Annotated in this window: 11 protein-coding genes and 2 tRNA genes; all 13 read left to right on the top strand. The window is 37.7% G+C overall.

Annotation, left to right across the window (positions count from 1 at the left end):
- Positions 1–1355: 1355 nt before the first annotated feature.
- The 13 genes from IGI67_RS06400 to IGI67_RS06340 all read left to right on the top strand — a co-directional run bounded on the left by IGI67_RS06400 (position 1356) and on the right by IGI67_RS06340 (position 20427).
- The gene (locus IGI67_RS06400) at positions 1356–3683 is read left to right on the top strand and encodes a Cna B-type domain-containing protein (RefSeq protein WP_429957161.1); all 2328 of its coding nucleotides are present in this window, start codon (positions 1356–1358) and stop codon (positions 3681–3683) included.
- Between the two features lie 912 nt (positions 3684–4595).
- The gene (locus IGI67_RS06395) at positions 4596–8081 is read left to right on the top strand and encodes a MucBP domain-containing protein (protein ID WP_429957160.1); all 3486 of its coding nucleotides are present in this window, start codon (positions 4596–4598) and stop codon (positions 8079–8081) included.
- Positions 8082–8229: 148 nt separating this feature from the next.
- Positions 8230–8904, top strand: coding sequence for a helix-turn-helix domain-containing protein (locus IGI67_RS06390; protein WP_429957159.1), 675 nt, complete (start codon positions 8230–8232; stop codon positions 8902–8904).
- Positions 8905–9308: 404 nt separating this feature from the next.
- Positions 9309–9381 (top strand) — tRNA-Asp (locus IGI67_RS06385).
- Between the two features lie 4 nt (positions 9382–9385).
- Positions 9386–9473 (top strand) — tRNA-Ser (locus IGI67_RS06380).
- A 730-nt stretch (positions 9474–10203) separates the two neighbouring features.
- Positions 10204–11316 (top strand): site-specific integrase, encoded by a 1113-nt coding sequence (locus IGI67_RS06375; RefSeq protein WP_429957158.1) that lies wholly within the window; start codon positions 10204–10206, stop codon positions 11314–11316.
- A 331-nt stretch (positions 11317–11647) separates the two neighbouring features.
- Positions 11648–12052 carry a DUF1149 family protein gene (locus tag IGI67_RS06370; RefSeq protein ID WP_429957157.1) on the top strand — a complete coding sequence of 135 codons (405 nt, stop codon included), beginning with the start codon at positions 11648–11650 and terminating at the stop codon, positions 12050–12052.
- Positions 12053–12172: 120 nt separating this feature from the next.
- The gene (locus IGI67_RS06365) at positions 12173–13675 is read left to right on the top strand and encodes a glucosaminidase domain-containing protein (protein ID WP_429958614.1); all 1503 of its coding nucleotides are present in this window, start codon (positions 12173–12175) and stop codon (positions 13673–13675) included.
- Between the two features lie 34 nt (positions 13676–13709).
- Entirely contained in the window at positions 13710–14312 is a 603-nt protein-coding gene (locus tag IGI67_RS06360) for a DivIVA domain-containing protein (protein WP_429957156.1), read from the top strand.
- 26 nt (positions 14313–14338) lie between these two features.
- Positions 14339–15064 (top strand): hypothetical protein, encoded by a 726-nt coding sequence (locus IGI67_RS06355; RefSeq protein ID WP_429957155.1) that lies wholly within the window; start codon positions 14339–14341, stop codon positions 15062–15064.
- A gap of 87 nt (positions 15065–15151) precedes the next feature.
- A complete protein-coding gene (locus IGI67_RS06350; RefSeq protein WP_429957154.1) occupies positions 15152–15442 on the top strand; it encodes a hypothetical protein in 291 nt (96 codons plus the stop codon).
- Positions 15443–15476: 34 nt separating this feature from the next.
- Positions 15477–17144, top strand: a complete 1668-nt coding sequence (locus IGI67_RS06345) for a hypothetical protein (protein WP_429957153.1) — start codon at positions 15477–15479, stop codon at positions 17142–17144.
- A 31-nt stretch (positions 17145–17175) separates the two neighbouring features.
- Positions 17176–20427, top strand: a complete 3252-nt coding sequence (locus IGI67_RS06340; RefSeq protein ID WP_429957152.1) for a KxYKxGKxW signal peptide domain-containing protein — start codon at positions 17176–17178, stop codon at positions 20425–20427.
- Positions 20428–20435 lie beyond the last annotated feature (8 nt).

Here is a 20435-nt window from a genome sequence, read left to right as displayed (position 1 = left end):
AAGAGAAAGAATCTCCTAATTTCACCACAAAGACTAGAAAGAAGGTGCACCAAAATAAGCCTAGCTAAATAAAGCGTTTTTGCTAGCCGCATTTAAAGGATCACGTCAATAACAGTTTGTCATTTCTCTAACGGCCTCCTTTGTGACACATAGAGTTGGTGATTACGAAACCGAATATCCATCAGCCCTCACGGTAAAAAACAATGGGAGTACCAACTGTCTTAATGTGAAGTATTCAAACGATAAGAAAATAATTATGAGTCTAGGTTCGCATATGCTGGGAAAACATATCCGAAAACGGGAGAAAATAAGCGTAACTCTCAAAAGATATCTGCGTTCGTAGTTCTATTAATAGGTATTTTCTAATTGGTGTAATTCAAAAGAGAACGCAACATGAATAAACGAAAAAAAACATATATAGCCTCTTCTACGTACGGTTTTTCCATGAAATAGGATAAATGTTACTGAGAGATCAACTATTTATTTAGTACGAGATAGTGGGTCTGAGTAGATATCTCGCTTATATTCCCATTAAGATTAGAAATATCCGGTGTTTCAAAAAACTTTTTTAGTTATATTGACATGTGAAAACAATCGTTTATAATAAAAGATAATTTAGTAGAACCTCCAAAAACTACTAAAGCTTATCATTTTTTGTACTATCTGGTTTTTGAGAGTCCAGATAGTCTTTTTGTGTGAAATGAGCAGAACTTTCAAATGAAAGCATTTGATTTTAAAAGATTATAAAAGTTTAGTATACTAAAAAGTGAGCACAGTAATGTACTCACTTTTCTTAATATTCTCATAGAGTGAAGCAGCAGATGAGTTAGTAGCTTGGGGAAGTCTACTAATGAAAACCATCTGTTGCTTTTCATTTTCTAAACTATTTTATCATCGATTTGACAAAAATACTACTGACTAGGTACATTTTATTTTTTGATGAATAGGTGATTTATTTGAAAAAAATGACACATGTTTACAAGTTACTAAATGATTCGTTGTCAAGATGGAAGAAACAATTTGGTCAACTAGTATTACTAGTATATCTCAGATAAAAGGTATGGTAATAAAGAATTGTTAACTGATTATTGGATAAAAGAATGGTAAGTTAATGGACTAATTATCGAGACTACCGGAAGGTTCTAACAAGAATTTTTTTAGAAAAATTCTTTTAATCAATGACAAAATATATAGTAAGTGGATGAAATGGAGTTTTAGAAACAGTTATATGGTTTTGAATGAATTCATTTTACTCGATCAATAAGTAAACCTAATAAAGTTAAGCATATCTTTTTATATAAGGACTCACTAACTCTATAATTAAATTAGCAGAATGAATGATGGAGGAGTGTAAAATGAAAAGAGAAATCGTTGCTTTTCTCGGTATTCTTATTATACTGGGTAGTTTCTTTGCTGGAATAGATACTAAGAGAATTGATGCGCAAGTAGGCGTAAATTCTCTTGATGCTGCACAGTTCGTCAGTAATGTTTTTTTGGAGGATTCAGAAGGACCATTGGGTACAAATAAGGTTAGTGACTCTTCTTCAATCAAAGTTATTTATGAATTGGAACTGGGAAGTGGAAGTAATATAGATACGTCACAGCCTTATACAATGACTCTTCCCAAGGAATTGAACTATGAGACCTCAATTCCAATAAGTCTAAATACAGTGTCAGGCATACATCTTGGTGATGTTACAATAAAAAATGGAATAATTTCTATTCAATTCAGTTCATCTGTGCACTCCTTGGATAATCTGAAAATAAATTTTGATTTTTGGTCGAACTTTGATAAAGATGAATTAAACTATGACACTGGAAATGATTTGATATTTCCAATTCAGAATAACCCAAACCACTCCATACACGTGAATTTTTCAAAGAGTAGTTCAGGTGGGGGATCTGGAACAAGTGCTATCTCAAAAAGTTTGACTTATGATGATGCAGATCCAACTATTGTCAACTGGACTGTAACAGTAAATAATGGGGGATATGCTGTGACAAATTCTGTTTTCCAGGATGTCATGGAAAATCATCAAGATTATCTCACCGGATCAATGACGATCAATTATAGAAATTGGAAAAAAGCGATAATAAAATCAGAGAAAACGGATCCTTCCATAAGCCAGAATAATGATGGTAGTCAAAATTTTTCATTGTCATTTGGACAATTAACTAGTGAAGATGAAAAAAATGATTCTGTTATCACCTCCGTCGTTCTTCATTATCAAACAAAGCTTTTATACAATTCGAACAATAATCATTATCCTAACACAGCTACCTCATTTGATGGGAGTGAGCGTATTGATAGTGCGTTATCTACGGCAACTTATCGTGGTCAAGGTGGAGGTGGAGAGGGAGATGAGATTATTGATATCAAGGGTAAAAAAATTTGGGAGGATCAGAACAATCGTGAGCAACGAAGACCGAAACAAATTACAGTTTCATTGTTAAGAAATGGTATCAATTATCGGGAACAAGTTGTTTCTGAAAATAGTAGTAATGAGTGGGGCTATGTGTTTACTTCAGTTCCTAAGTATGATTCGTCTGGCACGACTTACACTTATACAGTCAAGGAGATTGACGTCCCCGAGGGGTATATGAGTGAAGTAGCTGGGACAATAATTACTAATCATTACACATTGCCAGAGTCCATTAGCGTATCCGGTCAGAAGATCTGGGACGACCAAGAAAATAAGGATGGGAACCGGCCTAGCAATATCACGGTAAATCTGTTAGCAAATGGTCTCCTAAAAGAGAGTCGCCTTGTTACCGCTGAGACTGGTTGGAGGTATCAATTCAAAGGTTTACCAAAAGAAGAAAATGGGCAAGAGATTAGTTACAGTATTACAGAAAAACCTGTACGTGATTATTCTTCAAAAACTGAAGGGAATAACTTGATTAACATCTATACTCCAGAAAAAACGAGCGTATCTGTCCAAAAGATCTGGGAGGATGAAAATAATCAAGATGGCATTAGACCTAAAAAAGTTTTCGTAGAACTGTATGCCAATCGGCAGAAAATTTCTGAAGCATCGTTGAGTGCAGAAAATGAATGGAAAATAACATGGGACGAGCTATCAAAAAGAAAAAATGGGGAAGAAATCCTCTATACGGTAAAAGAAAGAGAGAGTATTTCTGGGTACAGAGCATCGAGTGTTGAATCCCACAAAGGAAATTTCGTCCTTACCAATACACATATACCGGAGCTAATTGATGTGGTTGGAAAGAAAACATGGAAAGATCAAAATAACCGATTAAGCAAACGACCTAAACAGATTACGGTTCAACTTATAAGGAATAAAAAGGTCATCGCTTCAAAGAAAGTGACTCAAAAAGATGGCTGGACTTACAGCTTCGAAAAGCTAGCTAAATTCTCAAATGGAAAAAGGATTAACTATTCAATTTTAGAACTTCCCGTTCGGAACTATACCAGTGAAGTAAAAGGTTATGACCTAGTGAACACTTATAAAAATGATGGAAAGGCCATTCACTTAGACCGTTCCATTCAAAAAACTTATGAAGACAATTATAGTAAGAGCGATTTAACGGGAAACAGTAAATTTGCGATCAATAAGTCTCGTTACCCAAATACCGGAGATAAAAGTAACATCAAATGGATTTTATCTGGCTTTGTAGTTACTGTGGCAATTTCGGGGCTATATTTTATCAAAAAGAGATAAGCAAACGCCGAAAAAATAATGTTCACAAAATACTAGAGTATATTATATATAGTAGAGTGGACATAGACTAAGCGAAGCCGTGTAAATAGTGAATGACTTTGGATTATATACGAGTGGAGTCTGAGGAGGCCAACTAGTAAAACTTAGAGTAGGGTAAAGGAGAAGGTCGACCAACGACTTTCTCCAAACATTGACCAGTATAGTTCCGCTAAACCAAATAGTTCTACCCGAATGATTCTTCGCGAACAGCAATTATAGAAAAAATTATATGGTTATATTTAACCATGGATAAGAAGAGCGGTTAAATTTATTGATTTAACGCTTCTTTTTGCCGTCATCTAAAATTTTCTTAATGAATTATTTCTAAACAAAAGCAACTCCTTTATAGTTGGATACGATGTGACAGTTGTGAGATGGTTAAAGAGGTCGAACAACTGCAAAAAATGAGACAGGCACGTATCTAAATGTTCATTTGTATGCAGAATGCATTCGAGAATTCACCATTTTTCAGTAGAGCTAACTACTCTTATTTCTTTCAAATTTTCCATAAATTTTTAGTTTATTCTCAATAATTCTATATTATGATAATTAATTCCTAAATTCAGATAATTAATGATTTTCCCCACGATATCCACAATTTTTTTATTTATTAATAGTAGGAAATAACCATTATTTATGAGTTATTTCCGGACTCCAAAATAAAGTACTGATATTTTAAGAATCATTTATGATTGTTATTATAGCGATTAGTTTTTATTTTGTAGTTATTTTTATTTTAAAAACATTGAATAATAATTATTTATAAACTATAATAATTATAAACTAGATTTGGTTATAGCTCCAAGTAAGGATAAGTGTTCTTTTGATGTTGTATAGGTAGTAGATGAAATATAATTAGGGGAGGATTAAATAATGGATAAGAAAAAACTGAAATTTATTTATGGTGTAGTTTTTTGTGTGTTCTTTTTTTGCGTTACTGAACAAAGAGCTTTTGCTGATGAGATAGCGGTTGATACGATTGTTGAACTCCAAGATGCAGTGAAGAATGCACCTGAAGATCGTAGGGTTACATTAAGTGATAGCTTTCCAACAGATATTAGTACCACAATTACTTTAGCGGAATCGCCTTATCAAGTAGAAGTCAATGGTGGGGGTAAAACACTTCAGTCGACTGCAAAAAAACAGTTGTTTTCTTATGGCAGTGGTACAGGTACAGCAGCTTCTAGCTTGACACTTAAAAATTTTAACTTTGCTGGGTTAGGAAATAATACACGCGCATTATCGATCTCTGGCTATAAGGGAGAATTTATTTTAGAAAATACGGTCGTCGATAGTTTTCGTGGGTACGATGATGGAAGCGCTTTTTATACCAGTGGAAATACAACGATAAAAAGCTGTACATTTTCTAACAACGTAAACGATGCATCGGGCTATTCAGGTGGCGCAATTGCCAGTAAAGGTTATTCAGCCAGTTTTAAAGTTTATAATTCAAAATTTATCGCCAATGAGACTCTTAAAGCAGGTACGGGAAATGTCGGTGGTGAAGGTGGCGCGATTTATTTCTTCCAACCAAGTGCTTCCGCAAAGTTTACGTTTAAGAACAATTATTTTGAAGGAAATAAATCTGTTGAGGACACTTCTAGTGGAGGAAAGGCAAAACTTGCAGATGGCGGCGCAATCGCTTTCTTTAACACTGTGACTGGAACAGATATTCAATTTGATGGAAATTCATTCGTAGGTAATGTAGCTGGAGATGATGGTGGAGCTATCTTGATCCAAACGAATGATAATAATTCAAGTGCGGCGACATTTGTAAACAATACGTTTTCTCAAAATAAAGCCTTGGGGCAAGATCGTTCATCAAATAATGGCGGAGCGATCCAAATTTATGCGAATGGCGGCATGAGTGAGGGCAGAAGAGCGGTGGTTGATTATATTAACAACAGCTTTGTTGAGAATATCGCAGCATATGATGGCGGTGCAATCGGTAGTTCAGGCTATATTACGAATTATTCAGCAGGTCGTTATGCCAATAATCTATTTGCTGGAAACAAGGCTCGGACTGCCAGCAAGAATAATATTGCCGATTCTAATGTGACTGGAGCCGGAAATATTGAATCCAATCTAGGCTATGATAACGGTACAGTAACTTCTGTGACCATGGAAAATGTTTTCGGTACTGCCCCTGTTGGTTTAGTCGATAATTACAACAAGATCACAGCAGGAACGTCAAGTGATGCGATCATATTACCAACGGTCCCGATCGCGCCAGAGAAATTGGCAGATGATCAAATTGAGAATTTACGCGATGTGAACGAAGACCAACGAGGCTTGCCGCGAACCACTAAAGCGGATATTGGTTCAGTGGAAATTGATTGGATCAAATATGACAGCAACGGCGGTATTTTTGATTTAGGTACAACACTGGAAAAATATGAAGGTACGATCTATTATGAAGGCACGCAGCCGGAAACGTATTATCAAGTCGGGTACAAAGATTTGGATCAAACGATTCCAGCCGGTACGGATTTGAAAGCAACGCGTGACGGCTATCAATTTGCTGGCTGGTCAAAAGACAAAGACGCGAAAGACCCGGATACCAATTTTACTGCGGGTCAAACAATTACGATACCAAAAGGCAACGAGACATTATATGCTGTCTGGAAAAAATCGGAACCAGTGATTGTTCATTACATGACGTATGATGAAAACAATCAGCTGGTACAAATCAGTCCAGATGAAACACTAACAGGTACTTTAGGAGAGTCTTACCATGCGCAGATTAAGCAAATTGATGATTATGCTTTCTCTGGTGTAAAAGAAGGCGACTCCATCACAGGAACTTTTAGTGATCAAGCGAAAGAAATCACTTTGATTTATACGAAACTTCCTAAAGAAAAAGGAACATTACTCGTCCAATATCAGGATGATTCTGGAAAACCGTTGGCCAGTGACGAAATGTCAGTGGGTGAAATTGGAAGTGATTACACCACTACTCAAAAGGACATCCAAGACTATACCTTGAAAGAAATACAAGGAAATCCATCTGGTCAATATGTGTTAGGAGTTACCCAAGTGATTTATGTATACACTAAAAATCCTGCGGAGCAAGGGAAAGTACTCGTTCATTATCAAGATGAAGAACAGAATCCATTGTCCTCAGACATCGAATTGACAGGGGATATTGATGACTTTTATGCGGCTGAAGTGAAACATTTTGAGGGCTATTTTCTAAAAGGTATCGAGGGGAATTATAGTGGAAAGTACAAAGCAGAGGATCAAGAAGTTACTTTGACCTATGCAAAAATGGGAATTGGAATTGAAAAAGGGATAGTACTTGCCCAATATCAAGATAAATCTGGAAAGCCATTAGCTGGAGTCGAGTTGTTAATGGGTGAGATTGGTAGCAATTATACTACTACTCAAAAAAATATTGAAGGTTTTGAACTCAAAGAAGTTCAGGGAAATGCTGAAGGACAATATGTGGAGGGAATCACTGAAGTCATCTACGTTTATGAAAAGATCACTGAACCGATCATAAATGGAAAAGTTACCATTCGATACCGTGATGAAGCCGGGAAAGCAATAGAAGGAGAATCTGACTTTACTGATGAACAACCTATAGGAACCCCGTTACCGATCGCATTGATGAATAAAACGATTCCTGGTTATCAATGGAAAGAGATCCAAGGATTGACTGGTGAAGCTAGATACACAAAAGAGGCTCAAATTATTACGATTATATATAAGAAGCAAGAAGGATTATTGATTGTTAACTATATTAGTGACTCTGGTAAGGTATTATTCAAACCAATCGTGACGAGAGGGGCGGTTGGTTCTAAATACATGACTGAGAGGAAAGAATTTGAAAACTACCGTCTAGTAAAACCTGGTCCAACTGAAACGGGAAACTACACTATGGAACCTCAGATTGTCACCTATGTTTATACAAACAAAGGATCAGTTACAATTCGTTATGTAGATGAGTTGGAAAATGAACTAGCACCAACGGAGCAAAAAAATGTAGAAATTGGTAAAGCATACGAAACTAGTGAAAAAAGCATTAAGGGGTGGAAAGTAAAGGAAGTCCCAAAGAATGCGAAGGGAATATATCAGGGAGAAGAACAAACGATCACTTATGTATATATAAAAGATACTAGAGGAGGTGCTAATGGAAACGCTGAAAGTAGTGACGGTGCTATTAATGGACAAACGAATAGTAGTGCAAAAAACTATACAACGGTAGCAACTTCACCAAAAACACCACAAGTAGCTAGTAGTAAAGTCTTTCCTCGAACAGGGGAAGACAAAAAAGGTTCTATCGGAATCATGTTGGTAGGACTCATAGTATTTGGTTTAGTTGGATTTATCTTCACGAAAACAAAAATAAACCATTAGGAGTAGGAGGCTCTTTCCTTAACTAACTGTTTTATACAGGAAAGTTATGGGTGCCGTATAGCAGAATTACTACTCTGAATGATCGTCAGAGTGGCATCTATTCACTAAGTTCAGTTTATTTTTTTAATTAGAGAATGAGGCGATAAAAATGATTCGATTATTGATCTTAACCAAGAATATAATTGCGACAGAAGAACTGGCTGAGAAATTGAGATTTTCAAACTATGAGGTGTTTTGTTCAACGAGCATTTTGAAGGCGTTGCAGAATCAAAGGCAAGTGTCTAACTTGATCGAGTACTTTCCAATTATCATTGTTGACGCGACGATCTCCAATCTTGAGTTGAAGTCACTTCTTCCACAAATTGGAAATCAAGGAAGAAGTATTGTAAGAGAAGTTCAACATTCTTCCAGCGAAAAAAAAGGAATAGATTCTGAAGCGCCTAACTCGTTTTATTACCTAGAGAGTAACAAGAATGTTGAGTTTATACGTGATCAGTTTGCAGAGATTGCTTCGCATTATCAGGATTTCGATTCTGATCCAATTAAATTGAAAGAAGATAATAGTAGAATCTCAGATTTGACTTTAGTCAATATGACAAAGCTTGAGTTGCAGGCGTGGACAATACTATTAGAACAATCCGGTGAGGTTGTTTCACGAGACGAGCTGTGCTTAAAAATTTGGGGAGAAGTTTCAAGTTCTCGATTGGCGCAACTCTCTACATTAATCAAAAATATCAAAAGTAAATTTCAAGAGTCTAATTTTGGTGAAGAGGTAATCCGGTCTATTTGGGGAAAAGGTTATCGAGTTGATTTGAATGAATAGGGATTGGAGAAGGATTGAGTACCTTACTCAGATTTAAAGTTAAGATTAAAAGAGGAAGTCGACCACGACTTCCTCTAAACATTGAACACTATCTAGTTTCCGCTAGACCAAATCATTCTATCAGAATGATTCTTCGACAACAACAGGAACTAAGAGAATTTTCTGTAGACTTTTTTTGTAAAAAATGAATAGAATAATACTATGAAAAATAGTATGAGAAAAGGTATATTCTCATTTGTTGTTTACTCTCGTTTTAGTATGTATTGTTTTTGTTGATTATTCCTAACTTAACAAATCCATAAAACAAGGTGTTGTTTCGTTAAGTCTGCATTTTTAACTATTAATTTTTAACAGGTTGCACATTTCACAATAATCCTCTATACTTCCGTTTATAGCATTTTTTCGGTCTCGTGGTGTAGGGGTTAACATGCCTGCCTGTCACGCAGGAGATCGCGGGTTCGATTCCCGTCGGGACCGTTTTGGGGAAGTACTCAAGTGGCTGAAGAGGCGCCCCTGCTAAGGGTGTAGGCCGGTAAAACGGTGCGAGAGTTCAAATCTCTCCTTCTCCGTAGGAAAATGAGATAGGACATTTTTCCATTTCTTAAGAAATCAGAATCTTCCGATGTAACATGCATGTTTTTTGAAGAATGTCTAAATCCTTTATAAAGCTGAAGCAATTCGTTCCCTATCAAACGAATTGCTTTTTTTTGTGTTTCAATTATTATTTTCAAGTACTATATGGCATGGAAGAGATTTATTGTTGATAACAATACCATAATTAAACGCGTTGTAGGTAACCTATATAAAACCGATTCTCAAAGAGAACGAGGAACAAAATCGAATAAAGGAACCTATTAAAAAGGGAGTGTGCATAAAGAGATTGTGTCTCTATAAGCGCACGCCCTTTTTATTTTTGTGGGATAACTAAAGCTAATAATAGTGACGAGTTAAATTTTTACTCAATATTTTTTTTACAAAACAAAAATATTGAATAAAAATTAAGGATAAAAACATATAATATAACTTTACGGAAAAGAAATCGTTTCTTAGATTGATACAATTCAGGAAAATATAACTAAATTATTCTTTGAATATAATTTTAGTATAAATTACGAGAGTCTTTTTTTCAACAAAAAATAAAAAAAAAATCTAGAATGACAAAAAAATCCTTTTGGGTAAAAAAATAACCCATTTATAATCATGTTGACTTTTGCTCTCCCCCTGAATACGGGTGGTTTTTTTAGCCGTCAGATCAGCCGTCAAATTTCGAATAATTTATTTTATGTTAGGAGCTTTTTTATGAGTCGACGAGGCGAAAATATTTATAAAAGAAAAGACCGCCGATGGGAAGGTCGTTATATTAAATCAAGAAAAAAGAATGGACAGATCCACTATGGCTATGTCTATGGTCGTTCCTATAAAGAAACGAAAGAGAAACTCTTACTTAAAAAATTTGAGTTTCGTGCACTACAAAATCAGAAAGACAGTCAATACTATCCAGGAACAGTTCAAAACTGGACGAATTATTGCCTAGAAAAGTGGCAAGAAACCGTGAAGGTTTCTACCTATACGACCTATGCGTATAAATTAAATAAATACATTCTTCCATATATAGGGGCAAGAAGACTCACTGAAGTGAAACGCCGCCATATTAAGCGTTTGGTTCAACAATGGCATCGTCTGCACTTGTCGAATCGAATGATTCATTTGCTATACCAGTTAACGCAGCGACTGTTTTTACGAGCATTCAAAAAAGAACGAATTCCTAGAAATCCTTGTGTGGATATTCACTTGCCTAAACAAGAAATAAAAAAGGTTTCTCCGCTTTCCTTGTCTGAACAAAGACGTTTAGAAGAGGTCGCAAAAAAAGAGAAGCATGGAGAAGCGATCTTACTTGCGCTACATCTGGGTTTGAGAATTGGTGAAGTCTCAGCCTTAAAATGGGAAAATATCGATTTTGAGAGGAAACTTCTTCATGTCAGTGAAACGTATCAACGCTTGAACCATTCTTCAGCCAAAGAGACGGTTCAAGCGCGATTAGCCTTAGGTCCAGCAAAAACGAAGTCATCGAATCGAACAATCCCTTTAACAGATCAAATGTTCCAATTGTTAAAAGAAATGAAGGAAAAAACATCACAGCGGTTCGTTTTTCAGGTGGGACAAAAACCCATAGAGCCTCGACTGCTCACCTATTACTTTCATAAAATTCGGAAGAAAGCCCGACTTGTGACCATTCATTTCCATCAATTGCGTCATACCTTTGCGACAAGGTTATTGGAGTCTAAAGGAACGATTGCCTCTATTAGTGAATTATTGGGACACCGCTCAACTCAAATGACGTTAGACGTTTATACTGGCACTGTTTTTGAAGAAAAGTATCGATCATTAAAAGAAATGGAGCAATTTATTTAAGCGCGTACGATTTACCTAACTGAGAAGATAAATAACGGGTTATTTTTTTTGAAACACCGATAACCTGTATTTTTTTGTACCTCGTTTAATAACAAGTGTTTCGGAAAGGACTTTTGTCCTTTCTTTTTTTTACCCCGTCAATTCGCCGTCATGAAGGAGAGGAAAACACTGTTAACTTTAGATAAATTACCCCATCTCCTAGATTGTATCATTCTAGGAAAATTTTGCCATGATTTAGCCTGATCGAATAGTCCCTATTATAAAGTAAGAATCTATTGGCTGTCTAATAATCGTCAGATATTTAAGAAAAAGATGAAAATGGAGGTGTGAAATGGAAATTAATCGATTTAAACCGAAGGTTGATGCCTTTAGTTATTATTCAACTTCTCGAGCAGAACAAGTTTTGGATAAAATGACCACTTCGTTGGATGTGGGGCTGACACCGCTACAATTGAAATATCCGGCAACGTACGGTGATTCCAGTGTGATTGGGACAAGGCTCGATTTTACTTTTTTGATGGAGGAATTTGTGGTTACTGGAAGTATCAGTCAAGTAAATACCATTTTAAACCGTTCGATCGAACATATAGAGGATCTGACAGCGGAAGAGGTCAATGAGTTGATTCTTCCGCTGTTTGAGACACTGCAACGATTGACTTATGACGTCAGTGAAATTGCGCTGGATGAACCAGGCGTAACGTTGGATTTTGAACAGCTCACTCGAGAGAGTCAATAAAATTATACATATAGAAAAGGTGAATAGGAATTGGAAGAGAATAAAGTGTTTTATCGTAAAAAAGGGCAAAGGATCTATCGGAATACAGATGATTCGCAGCGTGTGCTACTTAAGAAGGGAATGAAAGGGGCGACGACAGTCGTTGGAACGGTGTCAGTCTTTCTTAGTCAGTCTCCTTTAATGGTACAAGCCAGTGAAATTTCCTCAGAATCAACGGAACAGGAAACATCACAGGTAACTTCAACTAATCCTGTAGAAACAGAATCAACACCGGCAGCGCCTGTTGAAACGGAAACTGACCCAACCAATACAGCACCAACTCCTGAGGACACTGAAGGTACAGGAGACGCTGTAACAGAGACTCCTACGGAGCCTGCACCTGAAAAGCCAGCAACACCGGAAGAACCAACAGAGCCGATGGAACCGACAGAACCCGAAAAACCTGTCGAACCGACGAAACCAATCGAGCCGACAACACCTGAAAAACCCAAGGAACCAATAAAACCTGTGAAGCCGGCTCAGCCGAAAGAACCTGTATCACCAGAAAATAAAGAAGCGGAGAAAGCTCAACCAACAGAAGAAGCAGAGACAGCATCAGAAGTGCAACCGGAAGTACCGGTGGAACCAACCGTGGTCGAACCTGTGCAAGTTGTCTCAACGGTCACCTCGCCAATTACCAATAGTGAAGTGCCTGCCTCTGCGGTCGCAAGTGATGGGTCCATTCATTTTGAAAAAGACGAATCTGTCGAAAGTTTCATTCGGAAAATTGGTGAACCTGCACGAAAGATTGGACAAGAGAATGAGTTATATGCCTCTGTCATGATTGCCCAAGCCATTCTAGAATCTGGTTCGGGTTCGAGTGAATTGTCGAAAGCGCCTAATTACAATCTATTTGGGATCAAAGGAAGCCATGAAGGAAATAGCGTGTCATTTAATACGCAAGAAGATCAAGGCAATGGATCGATGGTAACGATTCAAGATAGCTTTAGAAAATATAGTAACTATGAAGAAAGTTTAGATGATTATGCAGAATTACTAAAAGAGGGCGTTTCAGGAAACCAAGATTTCTATAGTGGTGCTTGGAAAACAAATGCGAAGACTTATGAAGAAGCAACGAAGTTCTTAACTGGGAAATATGCGACAGATACGCAATACAATCAAAAACTCAATGGATTAATCGAAACTTATGAGCTGACCGAATACGACAAAGAAGCATCAGAGGTCGCTGTTAGCACTACTGGTTTTGTGATTCCTGTGAAGAACTATACGATTTCTAGTCCTTTCGGACCTAGAGGTGGCGAATTCCATCGTGGGTTAGATTTTGCGGCGGCGCAAGGAGAGCCGATTTATGCAAGTAAAGCAGGAACAGTCACTGCCGCAGAATTCCACTATTCTTGGGGGAACCATGTCACGATTAGTCATGACGATGGGATGATGACCTTATATGCACATCAAGCACAATATGTGGTTCAACCAGGAGATAAAGTAGAACAAGGTCAAATCATCGGATATGTAGGAAGCACTGGAAATAGTACTGGCAGCCATTTGCATTTTGAAGTTTGTAAAGATGGCAGCTTGAGCGCGAATCAATTGATGAATCCGGAGACGCTTCTCTTTGGCTAAACAATAAGATGCATTCGAATCAAGGGGTGAAAAAGTGAAATTTAAAGGAACAGAGCTGCATCATATGACTTTTTCAACCAGCGCTGTAGGAGGCTATAGAAAAAAAGACGTGGACGATTTCTTAGTCCATGTTGCCAAAGACTATAAAGACTTTGAACTGCGATTGGAAGAGTTGCGAAACGACGTTTCGGAATTGGAAGAAGAAAAAGAGCAGCTGGAAGAACGTATTGAACGATTGAAACAAGAAAGAAGAACGTTGAACACGGCCCATCAAGAAGCGCTGCATGCCTTGCGACAAGAACTGATTCATTCAGAACTTCCAGCGAATCCTTCTTCATCTGATAACAATAAGCAAGAATTATTGGTAGCACAAACCATTGCGTTATCACTGGAAAAAGAAGCGAAAGAACAGGCATCATTAAAAATTGAAGAAGCAGATCGCTATTATGCCAGTCAAGTGGCCCAAGCACGTCAGTTCAAAGAAGCGCTGTTTTCTGATCTTGAAAAGAACCAACGTCAGTTGGCGCAATCAAAAGAAGAGATTCTCTCTTCGATAGAGCGAACAACTGAAGGTTTTTTAACCATCTATGAAAAGCTAAATAGTCGATACAAAGAATATGGGGACGCTATTCAATAGTCTTTGTTGGAAGGAGGGGAAAGAAAATGAATTTTAGTGTACAAGCAATTAAGGATCTGACTTTTCGAAAGACGCTCTTTTTTGGTTATCGTAAGTCAGATGTCCAAGACTTTTTACGGCATACGTTAGAAGACTATGATTCTCATGAATTGAAAGAGCGTGAGATTGACTTACTAAAGAGACAAGTTGAGAACAAGAAAACAGCCTTAAAGAAGAAAGAAGCGACTATTCAGACTTTGGAAGAAGAAAAGAATCTTTTACAAGAAGAGAATGATCGGCTTCAGATTCTGGAATTAGAAAAGCAAGAAATCGAGCGTATGCGCGTGATTGCACAAGAAGCCGCCAATCGGGTAGAACAAGAGTCGCAAAAAATTATGACACGTGCACAAGAGGAAAAAGAAACGATTCTAAAAAAAGCAGAAGAGCAGCGGCTGCATGCCCTTTTAGATGCACAACTGTCTATGGGTGAGACTGAGAAAGAACACGCGCAGTTAGTTGAAGAACTCAGTCAAAAGAAACAAGAATTGCTTACTCTTGATTACGAATGTCATGAATTGACGCGTTGGAAGAAACAAACCGAGAAGGAAGTTGCGGTGTTTAAACAGGAACTTTCAACGATCAAAGAGCAATTGATGGAGAAATATGCAGAAAGCTTAGACGCTTTCTTAGAAGAAAATCTGCGATTCGAACAAGATTCGGTAGAGAAAAATGAACAACCGGTGATTCAACTTCATACCAAGAAAATCGGCTAGACTCGTTTATTGTTGTTTCTTAACTAGAAGAACGTCGATCAAAAAAGAAATGATCTTAAATCAGAGCGTTAGAGAAGGTGGAAAAGGATGGATTTTGATATCAACCAGATCATCGATGCGATCCCTTCATTAGGTTCGATTCGACGGTATTTGATCTTACTCGTGTTATTGGGTTCTACGATCCAATACTTACGTGTGAGAAGGGCCCGGAAACGGATCACTCCTGAAGAAGAGGAAGTAGCGATTCAACAGACCTACAAAAAAGATGAAAATGGCTTCTATCCTTGGGAAGTGGATACAGATGATCACCCCAATAGTATTCCAAAAGATAGCAAACGTGTCGCGAATACTTGGGGACCAAAAAGAGGGAAGTGGTAAGCCCAGTAGGGCTACACAATAGAGGAGCGTATTTGTGGAAAAAAGAACCATTGAACAGTTAATAAAAAAAATTCGAAGAGTGCCGATCGAGACAGAATTTATTCATCTGTTTCTTTCGATATCAAATAGAAAAGATCGAGCGAAGGTTCAGAATATTCGAACAATGACGCTTACGGATGCAGCAAACTGGTTAGAAGAAAAATTAACGCGCCAAAAGGTGGAAGACTGGTTTATTCGAGTGGACGTAGTTACTCATGACCAAGAATATTCGTATCAAGAAATTCGTAAACGATTGTCTCTTGTGCCAAGAAATAATTATTTCCGTCAAGGAATTGCCTTTGATCGGAAATTCAAACATGCCTTTTTGGCGGAAGAGCTAATGGGAAGTGCGTTGTTAAAGCCCTCCTTGGAACACAAAGTAGGGTTCAACGCACCCAATTTGGATTTTAATGATAAGAACATTACCAATTATATGGTACGAAAATACGGCGAGAGTTTAACCAAGAAAATTTCTCAACGGAAATTTTATGTCTTCGATACACAAGGATTCTATTTGGAACGAGGCCAATGGTTAGAGTTATCCCTTTTTCCTCAACAAGAGGGACTTCGCGAACTGGATGCACGAACGTTACCTAATCGAGTAGATCAAAGCATTCGACATGGGGAACAGTTTCTAAATGCACAATTGAAGAAAGACGGTCAATTTATTTATGGGTATTATCCCACGTATGACTATGAATTGAGTGGGTATAATTCTGTCCGTCATTTCTCTAGTATCTATGCATTACTTGAAGCACAAGAGTATTTGGGGCTCGAAGAAGAATTAAAGAAAACTGAAAAAGGACTTCAATGGGGCTTAGCCAATCTCACGCTTTTAAAAGATAATGCCTTGTATATCAAAGAAGAAACCAAACGAGGGATCTCGTTGAAACTGGGCGCACAAGCGTTAGCTATTTTGGCCATTGCAAAATTCCAGACAGTCACCGGGAACACTAAGTATGAAGGTGTGATCAATCAACTTATCTTAGGAATGGAACGTCATTTTGTCTCTCCGGAAGGAGATACAACCCACATTCTAAATGAAGAACTGGGAACGAAGAAGAAATTTAATATTATCTATTATGATGGCGAAGCAGTGTTCAGTATCTTGCGTGCGTATGCCATTACGAAAAATGATCGTCATTTAGCTTTAGCCAAGAAGTTGTTTGATCGATTTGTGGAGAAAAAGTATGAAAAATACCATGACCACTGGTTAAGCTATGCGACCAATGAATTACTACTTTATATAGAAGACAAAAAATATTATGAATTCGGCTTGAAAAATGCGTTTGAAAATCTGCGGTTCATCGAACATCGTGATACGGCGTATCCAACGATGTTAGAACTGCTTATGGCCGCTATTAAAATGACCGATCGCTTGCAGCAAACCTCTCTAATTAAGGAGAAGGCCCTGACGGACTATGTGTCGAAAGAAGACTTCTGGGCCTTGAAACAAGTCGCAGTGAAACGTGTCGAAAATGAATTAACGAAAGGGGTAATGTATCCAGAATTGGCCATGTTTATGAAGCGACCGAGCAAGATCGTCAATGGGTTTTATACGCGACACGATAAATTTCGTATGCGTATAGATGATCAGGAACATTTCTTGAGCGGGTTAGTAAACTACTATGATTATTTCTATCGAGAAGTAGACAAGGAGTAGCAATAAAACGAAAAAGGAGTGCGTAAACTGAATGAGTAAGAAAAGAACATTGGTTTATCGGCGAGAACCGATTAAAAAGTATAGAATGCATAAGGTTAAAAAGAATTGGGTAGTGAAAAGTAGTGTAGCAGGAGCCATGATCGTGGGAACCGTAGGCACACCAGCACTCCAACAGTTAACCTATGCGGCAGAGACAAAGGCGGTCGATGCCAGTGAAGAAGAATCCTCCCAGAGTTTGGAAGAGGTACAGGATTCAGCATCCCTAACGGTAGAATCGACAGTAGAAGAAGCAACCGAATCAGAGGATTCTGCTGAAAAAGAAACAACTTCTACACGATCGAATGAAAAGGTGCAACCGCAAGCAATTGAAAATGAGGACGGAACTAAGACTTGGATTGCAAATAAAGATGCAGAATTTAGTATAACGAATTATGATATTTTAGATTCTGAAGGGAATATTAGTCCAAATGTGATGGATACCATCTATATAAACAATGGAATAAAAATAAAGGGTACCATCAACAATAAGGATAAAACTATCAATGTCGGAGACAAGCTATTTATTCCCATGACAGCTACAGGCGTTAGAAGTGATATAGGGGCGTTTGTAAGAATTCAAAATGTACCGGTTGATGGCATTGGAGTAATTTCATCAATTGATGGTGGTCTTGAATTGAAAATTACTGATGAAATTGATGAGCAAAAGAACCTTAGCTTGAGCATAGCATCAAGGAAAGGTGATGGAAGACCCATCTTTAATTTGGTTAACGGAAATTACTTAGATGCAAAAGCTGTTTATACAATCGCGGGTATATCTAAGGAATTAACGACTACCACTACAATCACCTCGAGAGGAGAAGGAACTACAACAAATAGTTCAATGGTCTCTGCAACATCTTCTTCAACAATTTCTGATGTAATTATGAGTGGAAATTCAAATATATTGTATAGAATGTTGAATGATAAAGAACAAGTATTACCAACAACTGACTGGATAACGATTGATAGGGTAGATATTTCATCCGGTATAGTTCTGGATTATACGGGAAAAAATCATGAAGTATTATCAAATGCTCGCAATGGTGGTATAGTAACGTCCATTAATCCTCCTTTATCTAATCTAAGTGAATTAGCAGGTTGGAACATCTTTTCTGGGGTAGATGAGAAATATTCTTTAACATATGTTCCGGTAGACGAAAATGCAACGGATGCAGAAATTCAAGAAGCATTAGAAAAGGCAGGCCCCTATACTTATACATCATTCAAGGATAACAAAGATAATTTGGTTTTTGCTACAAACACTGGGAATATCTATGAAGGTCCAAAACTGACAGATACACTTCTTTATAAAGAAAGTGGTGCTAATAATCCAGTAGAATTCTTCGAAATTTATGGGTTTACAATCGATGAGGATAAAAAGGAAAAGGTGAACCATGTCTATTCAACAGTTGGGTATGATATGAGAAACAGTTTTGAAATAAAATTTCAAGATCCCTCAATTGTAAACTCAGTGAATAAATCAACGTTGAATGTAAATACAGGACAAAGGAATGAAGGCAGTGCGCAGACAACACCTGATCAGATAGCTATAGAAGGTCAAAGTAAAGTAAAAATTAATTTTATCAATGAAAATGGTGATCCTGTAAAAACTACCATTACTAGAGCAGGATGGCCTAGTGAAAAAACTAAAATTTCCACGGAAGATTTAGTAGTAAAAGGGCATACATTGGATAGGAGCGAAGGAAAGTTACCTTCTGGAGCAGATCCGGAAACAGGTGAAATGGAAATGGAATTTCCAGAAGAAGGTTCTGAACCAAATACTGTTACGTATGTGTATAAAGCAAATGACTCAACAGTTGATGTTAAGTATATGTTAGATAAAGATGACGATGGTATTGGCGATGAGCCTATCAACAATAGCGCGGATGATACAACTCTAACAGGTAAATTTGGGCTAAGATATTTTGCAAGCGCAAAAGACTATCGTGATAAGAATTATGTTCTTTCACAAAGACCATCGAATCAAACAGGTACTTACTCTGAACCAACACCGGATGTTATCTTTGTCTACCAAGAAGTAGGGAGTCTGATCATTGATAACACAGCATTTGATAACAATGTTACAGGATCTAAAACAAAATATAAGATTAAAGATGATTACACGAGTATTGAAGATCTTGTCGTACCTGAACCACCTGAAGGCTATCATTATGTAAATGAAAAAGGTGAAAAATTAACATCAGGCAGTATCATTCAACCTACAAAGAAGAATGAAGATACAATTTGGACATTAGAAGCAAATGATGCTGAAGTTATCTATCATTATGTAGACCAACAAGGTAATACAATCACTCCAGATAAAACGGAAGCAACAAAAGTTGGGTCAATCATTAGCGAGAAGATTGAAGTTGTTGAACAATGGTTGTATGTAGAAAAGGGTGCAAATTCTGATGATGATATGATCGTTGATAGTGACGGTACTTCTGAAGTAACCTATGTCTATCGTCCAATGGGGAAATTCATTACAGATGGTGAAGGTCCTGCATTTCCTGGTAGCGGAGAAATTATCTATCCAAACGATCCGAATGATCCAAGTAAGATACTCGATCAGGATGATCCAAACTTTCCAATAATTCCACATGTTCCTGGATACACACCAACTGATAAGGAAGGCAACCCTTTAGAACAAATAGATCCTGATGATCCATCAAAAGGCTATAAAGCACCTGACGTTGATGATCCGGGGGAAGATACTGAAATCAAGTATGTAGCTGATGATGACAGCGACTCGGATTCAGATAGCGATTCGGATTCAGACAGCGACAGTGATTCAGATTCGGACAGCGATTCGGATAGCGATAGCGACTCAGACTCCGACAGTGATTCGGACAGCGACTCAGATAGCGACAGTGATTCAGACTCCGATAGTGACTCAGATTCGGACAGTGATTCAGACTCCGATAGCGATTCAGATTCGGACAGTGATTCAGACTCCGATAGCGATTCAGATTCGGACAGTGATTCAGACTCCGATAGCGATTCAGATTCGGACAGTGATTCAGACTCCGATAGCGATTCAGATTCGGACAGTGATTCAGACTCCGACAGTGATTCGGATAGCGACAGCGATTCAGACTCCGATAGCGATTCAGATTCGGACAGTGATTCAGACTCCGATAGCGATTCAGATTCGGACAGTGATTCAGACTCCGATAGCGATTCAGATTCGGACAGTGATTCAGATAGCGATTCAGATTCGACAGTGATTTCAGTGATTCGATAGCGACAGCG

It is taken from the genome of Enterococcus sp. AZ196, assembly GCF_050498845.1.
Taxonomy (GTDB): Bacteria; Bacillota; Bacilli; order Lactobacillales; family Enterococcaceae; genus Enterococcus_A; species Enterococcus_A murrayae.
Note: the sequence above shows the minus strand (reverse complement) of the source record. Positions and strands in the feature narration are given on the sequence as shown.

Bases quoted from the DNA above. Each gene is read 5' to 3' on its own strand.
- IGI67_RS06400 (WP_429957161.1), top strand. From the start codon at position 1,356: ATGAAAAGAGAAATCGTTGCTTTTCTCGGTATTCTTATTATACTGGGT.
- IGI67_RS06395 (WP_429957160.1), top strand. From the start codon at position 4,596: ATGGATAAGAAAAAACTGAAATTTATTTATGGTGTAGTTTTTTGTGTG.
- IGI67_RS06390 (WP_429957159.1), top strand. From the start codon at position 8,230: ATGATTCGATTATTGATCTTAACCAAGAATATAATTGCGACAGAAGAA.
- IGI67_RS06375 (WP_429957158.1), top strand. From the start codon at position 10,204: ATGAGTCGACGAGGCGAAAATATTTATAAAAGAAAAGACCGCCGATGG.
- IGI67_RS06370 (WP_429957157.1), top strand. From the start codon at position 11,648: ATGGAAATTAATCGATTTAAACCGAAGGTTGATGCCTTTAGTTATTAT.
- IGI67_RS06365 (WP_429958614.1), top strand. From the start codon at position 12,173: ATGAAAGGGGCGACGACAGTCGTTGGAACGGTGTCAGTCTTTCTTAGT.
- IGI67_RS06355 (WP_429957155.1), top strand. From the start codon at position 14,339: ATGAATTTTAGTGTACAAGCAATTAAGGATCTGACTTTTCGAAAGACG.
- IGI67_RS06350 (WP_429957154.1), top strand. From the start codon at position 15,152: ATGGATTTTGATATCAACCAGATCATCGATGCGATCCCTTCATTAGGT.
- IGI67_RS06340 (WP_429957152.1), top strand. From the start codon at position 17,176: ATGAGTAAGAAAAGAACATTGGTTTATCGGCGAGAACCGATTAAAAAG.